We start from the raw sequence: 5,102 nt of genomic DNA on the forward strand, positions 1-5,102 counted from the left end.
TGTCTGGTTGCCGGCGGGCAAGCGCCACCGGGTGCGGATGAACGGCGTCAGTACCCGCAGCCTGTATATCGAACCCGTTGCGGCGCCACGCCATTCCCCCAGTTGCGAAGTGCTGGTCGTGTCGCCGCTGCTGCATCATCTACTGCTGGCCTCCGCCAACATGCCCGCGCTCTATGACGAGAGCAGTCGCGATGGTGCCCTCGCTCAACTCCTGCTGTATGAGCTGCAACTGGCGCCGTCGCTGCCGCTGTTTGCTCCTTTGCCCCACGATCCCCAACTGGCCAGCCTGTGTAAGGAGTTTCTCGGCCAGCCGCATATCCGTAGCCTGCCCGCGGACTGGGCCCGACAACTGCACCGCAGTCAACGCACCTTCAATCGCCTGTTTCGCCAGCAGACCGGTATGTCATTCGGCGTATGGCGTCAGCAGGCCTGCCTGATGGCCGCCGTTCCCAGACTGCTATCGGGAAGCTCCGTTACCCGAACCGCGCTGGAACTCGGCTACGACAGCCCCGGCGCCTTCTCCAGCATGTTTCGCAAGGTGCTTGGCCAATCCCCGACCGCCTTTGCCCGCGCAGCTGCTCGCCAGGAGGAGCCGCCCAACCATTGCTGATGCAGGATTAAAGACGGGAACCAGATGATCGCGGACATGCGGAATCTAACGAGAGCCGAACTATCCGAGATATCCAGATAGTGGGTATTGCTGCAGTTCCTGAAACCGCAATAGCGTCTGACGACGACTCGCCGACGTGATGCCATAGCAGCTCATCGATCCAACAGCAGATCGCCTTCGATGGGTATGAGAAGCACCAGCCCTGAAAGGCGGCGCCGGTTTAAACACATGATACGCACTTCTCGGCTCGCACCTATTGGGAATGCACCTTCCTGGAGGAGATGAGGTACAGCACACCCACGGCCACCACCCCGGCCGCCTTCGTCGTCGCACGCCCAGCGGCGGCACTCACATCATCACCTGGCTTGCCTAGCGGCTGCTGGAAACTCGACTGATGCACCCGTAGCCGCCCACCTGGCTGAAAGGCCAAAAACAAAACCCCGACTCGTTAACCGCCTTGCATCGATTGGTGTCCAACCTTCAGGGGCAGCTCACGAGCCGGGGTCAACATGGCAGCGGTGTTATATCATTCATAGCCTGGCGGGTGTTGGGCATGCTCCGGGGGATTCAAGGCGATCTGAACTATTACTTCACGGGAACGAACATTCCCTCTGCCATACCATCGGTCAGCTAGCGGCCAGAAGCAGAATTTCAGTGAGCTCTTATATAATGCCTGGAACACACGCCAGTTTAGAGTCGTAAAGCGGCGGAAAAATGGTCACCGTGGTGCTGCGCCTTGTTAAAAATCCTGACCCAGCTTAGCCCAATTTTGAGTGAAATAAGTGTGAATCCCCTCGCCTGGCTGATACCGAGGATAGAGTTTTTGAAACTCGCCACGCGCAGAACTATAGGAACTGTCGTCGATAACTGTGACCCCCCGGGCCAGGAACAGCAAGGCTAGAGATGGAGCTCGAGATTCACCTTGGTTGCAGTGAATAACCAGCTTTTTCCCATCATCCCAATGCTTCTTTGCAAACTCCAGAAATTTGGAAAATAGTGCTGGCATAAAGAGCGGCATTGATGGATCAATAATGTTCATATACAGGTCTAAACCTCGCTCCAAGACCAAACAGTTTGGATGCGAATTCGAAAGATTGCGTGTGTACCCCACTGCTCGCTGATGACATGGATTTTTGCAAGCATGGACAACCGCTACTTCATTGGAGCCCGTCAAGCAGGACATCGAATTGGCTACGAACACCCTCTCATATACTTCTTGCATTCAGACACCTGAATATTTTTTATAGTGATTAGATAGCCGACACAAATATACAGATGAATGCGCCGGCAGCATTTCACGGGAGTCCCGAAGTGTACCGTCAGCTGCTGCACCAACTCTACCAGCATAGCCTGAAGTGCAGCTTATGGCCAAAAGCGGACAATTAACCCACTAGAGCGCTCCCAACAAACATAGAAAGTTTGCTGGGAGCTATTTGATAGATATTTCGTTGGAGTATATATCATAACCCTTCCTATTCAGGAATTTCACCAACACTTCTTAGTAATGCAGAGTACTGTTCGTCATCTTTTTTTAGCTTTTCTATAATTTTCCGAGCCGCTAGCTGCACCTCTGGAACTTCAACCGGTGTTGCTCCTCTTTCAAAAACTCCGCATAAATGTGAGTATTCGTTATTTATTCGGTCGACTAAAATAGCTGGCACGCTATCATTACCAAAGAATAGCTTGAGTGTTCTTTCGTTCATTCCTTGATCTGGATACTTGTAGTAGAGATAAATTTCTAAAAACTTTCTCGCATTGTTGGCAAAATTGTAGAAGTTGATATAGTTCGTGTCGTCAATAGACTCCATGGCTGCGCACTTATGAATTTGGTGAAAGAGAAAGTTAAATTCTGTAACATATTCTTTGAGATAGGAAGGCATAACCTTGATGGTGGATGTTCTGTCCTGCCGGACAATCATAAAATAAGCCTTCTGAAAGTCTATTTTTTTACCCACCGAATCAATATAGCTACCTTTTAATCGCTTCAAATACTTGAGGAAGTCAAGATTGTGCGTTGATATAAAAAGCTGTTCAAAACTTTCCTTGTCAAGGATCTCTGTGGTTAGCAAGCTATATACAAAGAAGATGTGATTGCCATCCAGTGATGAAATAGGATCGTCAATCCAAATGGTAGGTTTTGAATCTCGCGTGTCAACATCATCTAACTTTGCTAAGAAATAACAAAACGCCAAAAGGCTGCACTCTCCCTCGCTGAGGTGATAAGCTTTCTTTCCATCTCGTATAACTTCGAAACGAATTCGCTTTGAGCTTTCCGCATCCTTTTTTGCTTCAAGTGTCAAAAACTTATGGCCAAAGAAGTTATTGAGATATTCATTAACTTTTTTGGCACCTTTTTCTTCATCATTTAACTCACTCTTTTTGGCGCCAATCAATGCTTGCTTTTGAGTTATCTCCTCGGAAATGCGCGTCTTTTCGCTAGACGCCTTTTCCAGTTTATCTTGCAAGTCAGCTATAGAATCAAGCTGTGTATGATAATCAATGGTAATGAGGTAATCTGCAACCTCTTTTAACCTTAGCGCTTTTCTGGCAATGGCTTGCTCACTATTTAAAGAAGTGCTGAATAAATCCGATTCACTGCAAAGAGATTTGTAGCTATCCCAAACAGCATTCAGCTCAGGTGAAGAATCAACAGGCTGCACGAAATCCTTGGTATTCAGAATGTCGTTTTTTCTATTCGTTAGCTGCGTAACTAAAACTTCTAAAGAACTTTGATATTCAGTAACAGCCGACTTAAGCGCTGAATTTATATTGGAAAGCTGATCATGGAATTTAGAATAAAAGTGCGAAAAGTTAATGCTCAAGGCTGTTCTGACAGTATTTTGTTCAGCCTCAATACGTTTAATTAAATCCTCAATATCTTTTTCCAGTTTCTCAGACTCTTCATCAAAGTGTTTATCCAGCTTTGTCCAGCGATCCTGCGAAATTGTGTTGTTGCAAAAAGCGCATTTTTCATGCGTACCTCTGTGATGCGTACGACCTTCATTTACCCAACGATTTAAAACGGCATCCTTTACTAAATCTTCAATCTTGTCTGACTCACTAATTTCCTTTGTAACTAACAAGCCAGCTTCTTTAGAAAAAATGGCAAAGCTAAGATTGGGTGATTTGAATTTGGGTATATCGAGAAGGGTCTTTTCTTTAATAAGCTTTTCATGCTGTGCGATTTCCTCAGCAGTCAAAGGCTGGAAGTCAGACCTTTGAACCTCTTCCAAATCATCTTCCAACTTTTTTATTGTATAGTTTTGATCGCCAAAGCGCTCTGGCTTGTATTTTATTCCAATCTCTTTGTTAGTTGCTTTATCCCCTAACTGTCTTTTGAGGTTATCGTTAGCTTTTTTGTGCGCTTGAAAAGCCGCGGCATAGACATCTGCAGCGGCTTTTCTTTCAGAAAACAAACCACTTTCTTGGCCTTCGTCACTTGAACCTAACTCTGCTTCCAGCTCTTCAATTTTTTTCTTAATTTTGTTATTGTCATCGCCAAGAATGGCAAATGGCTCTATACTGTCATCTGGATCAGATATAAATCGCAAGTTTTCTCTTGTAAAATCTTCATTAAATACTCGCGAAACTTTTCCATGCCCTGTTAAACCCGATTGAGTCACCTCGGATTTATCAGAGAACTTTAGGCTAAATGAAGGAGATCCAAATTTGTCAGAAACCCCACCTGTTTCTAAAGCACGAACAATACGTGAAAGAGTTGTTTTTCCCGAATAATTCCGCCCATAGATAATATTTATATCGGAAAAGCTTTGAACGGCACCGCCATTGTTCTTTACTTCATAATCCCAGTAGAAGTCCTCAAAAACGCCGAGTTTATTTATCTTTTGTATCTTTTTCAGCATGCAGACTCTCTCTGTAAACGATGTTCTCAATTTCAGAATTTCGGTTCGGAGTAAAAACAAGACGTCCGCTTCGGGTCGAAAGCTGACCTCAACCTTACTCGCCCAGCTTCAAACATCATTGTTTACTTACCATCTGGCACGCCCCAGCCTCGTGATCACCCAATGCAACACGCACCCAGCAACACTACCGCCAGGGGATATCATCCTTTTCCCGCGACGCGCTACGCGTTGTTCTCCTTGTACTTCCTATAAGCCGCTAGCCTTGAGCTTTAACCCAACTTAGCCTTGCTCGGTAACATTTTGCAATGGGACTTATCGGTAGGTTCGGGAAGTCGGCAAATCGGGGCGATGCTGAACCGCCGCGACGGCGACTCGGCTATTCCTCGCCTTCGCCAGTCACCCAACGGGCAAAAGCTTCGGCCTGAGGATCCGCTTCTTGCACGGCATAGACCACCAGGCGCAGGTGCCGGCCTTCGTCGACGATCAGGCTGGTGTGCTCGAAGCCGATCTTGCCCAGGCCATCGAGCTCGAGCGCGCGTACACCTTGGCAAGGCGCGTCCACGTCGTGACGGTGCCACCACTGACGAAAATCGGAAGAATGCGCGGTGAGTTCCTTCATCAGGTTGCCG

Annotated in this window: 3 protein-coding genes and 1 pseudogene; 1 reads left to right on the plus strand and 3 read right to left on the minus strand. The window is 47.2% G+C overall.

All coding sequences use genetic code 11. The features are described 5' to 3' along the window. The coding region (locus OP495_RS16425; RefSeq protein ID WP_280570784.1) for a helix-turn-helix transcriptional regulator at positions 1 to 610 on the plus strand (610 nt) is incomplete at its 5' end. Between the two features lie 739 nt (positions 611 to 1,349). Here OP495_RS16425 and OP495_RS16430 read toward each other — a convergent pair. The 3 genes and pseudogenes from OP495_RS16430 to OP495_RS16440 all read right to left on the minus strand — a co-directional run. Beyond that, complete coding sequence (locus OP495_RS16430) at positions 1,350 to 1,649, minus strand: hypothetical protein (protein WP_280570786.1); 300 nt, start codon at positions 1,647 to 1,649, stop codon at positions 1,350 to 1,352. A 433-nt stretch (positions 1,650 to 2,082) separates the two neighbouring features. Further along, positions 2,083 to 4,473 carry an AAA family ATPase gene (locus OP495_RS16435; protein ID WP_280570787.1) on the minus strand — a complete coding sequence of 797 codons (2,391 nt, stop codon included), beginning with the start codon at positions 4,471 to 4,473 and terminating at the stop codon, positions 2,083 to 2,085. 376 nt (positions 4,474 to 4,849) lie between these two features. After that, positions 4,850 to 5,102: pseudogene (locus OP495_RS16440) on the minus strand (transcriptional regulator); the annotation flags it as partial.

This window comes from Chromohalobacter sp. 296-RDG, from assembly GCF_029889885.1.
GTDB lineage: Bacteria > Pseudomonadota > Gammaproteobacteria > Pseudomonadales > Halomonadaceae > Chromohalobacter.